The sequence below is a fragment of the Vibrio sp. 811 genome (genome assembly GCF_033339195.1).
Genome location: NZ_JAWOUB010000190.1, coordinates 1 through 889 on the forward strand (window position 1 = coordinate 1; position 889 = coordinate 889).

At 47.0% G+C, this 889-nt stretch carries 2 protein-coding genes; both read left to right on the forward strand.

Annotated features, from left to right (window positions below; genetic code table 11):
* Positions 1-244 (forward strand): YhcH/YjgK/YiaL family protein (locus tag R7Q46_RS25750; protein WP_318078025.1); only part of this gene is annotated, 244 nt, incomplete at its 5' end.
* Between the two features lie 78 nt (positions 245-322).
* On the forward strand, positions 323-889 hold a 567-nt coding region (locus R7Q46_RS25755), incomplete at its 3' end, for an amino acid permease (RefSeq protein WP_318078026.1).

The following is an 889-nucleotide window of genomic DNA, read 5'->3' on the forward strand; positions in this document are numbered from 1 at the left end:
TTACTACCTCGAAGGTCGAGAAACCGTTGAGTTCGCGGATAAAACCGCGTTGACACTAGAACAAGCTTATCGTGATGAAACCGACCGCGAATTTTTTTCTGGTCAGGGTGAAACACGTGAGCTATGCGAAGGCCAAGTGGCGATTTTTGAAAACAGTGAAGCGTACCGCTTCCACGGAGACAACCGCGTAAGAAAAGTGGTGCTCAAAGTGACCATCGAAGATGGCTACTTCCTAAATAAATAAAACAAGAGAAGGGCTGTGGTCACAGCATTACAAGCCCTTCCTCCCTACAATTCCAACGTGATTCACCGGAGATAGAACATGTCTGAATCCAAACGTAATACGATAGGCAAATTCGGGTTGTTGTCCCTCACCTTTGCTGCAGTATTTAGCTTTAATAACGTAATCAATAACAACATCGAGATCGGTCTAGCGTCTGCGCCAATGTTCTTTCTGGCGACCATTTTTTATTTCATCCCTTTCTGTTTGATCATCGCAGAATTCGTATCTCTGAATAAAGATTCTGAAGCGGGGGTCTACGCATGGGTAAAAAGCTCACTTGGCGGTCGCTGGGCGTTTATCTCTGCCTACACTTACTGGTTCGTTAACCTATTCTTCTTCACGTCCTTGCTGCCGCGTGTTATCGCTTATGCGTCTTACGCGTTCTTAGGCTATGAATACATTCTGACGCCATTCACCACTACCGTGCTCAGTATGATTTTGTTTGCGTTTGCGACCTACGTATCGACAAACGGCGCGAAAATGTTGGGGCCAATTACGTCGGTGACCTCCTCCCTCATGCTGCTACTGACAATGTCGTACATTTTACTGGCTGGCGCTGCGTTGATCGGCGGCGTAGAACCGGCTGACCCAATTACTGTAGAAGCG